The organism is Pseudoalteromonas sp. S4492, assembly GCF_005886115.1.
In the GTDB taxonomy this organism is placed as follows: domain Bacteria; phylum Pseudomonadota; class Gammaproteobacteria; order Enterobacterales; family Alteromonadaceae; genus Pseudoalteromonas; species Pseudoalteromonas gelatinilytica.
The window spans coordinates 1-244 of record NZ_PNCP01000201.1 but is presented as its reverse complement, the minus strand read 5'-3'; the positions used below and the strand labels follow the sequence as shown (position 1 = coordinate 244).

General features: G+C 46.7%; 1 pseudogene. It reads right to left on the bottom strand.

The window, feature by feature from the left end:
* A pseudogene (locus CWC28_RS22355) lies at window positions 1-244 on the bottom strand (cytosol nonspecific dipeptidase); the annotation flags it as partial.

Genomic DNA, 244 nt, shown 5'->3' with positions numbered 1-244 from the left:
TTAATCCCTTTCAGAGAAAGGTGAAAACTCTTGTACCCTTCCGCCAGAGATTCTTCCTGATAACGGTGAGAAACAGAGACATCGACACCACCGGCACAACCAACATAGAGCTCCCCTTCATCTTCAGAGTCCATGTTCAGCATAATTTCACCCTGAAGTATGCCTGGCTTGAGGCCGTGAGCACCTGTCATGCCACTTTCTTCATCAATGGTAAACAGTGCTTCTAATGGACCATGAGGGATAT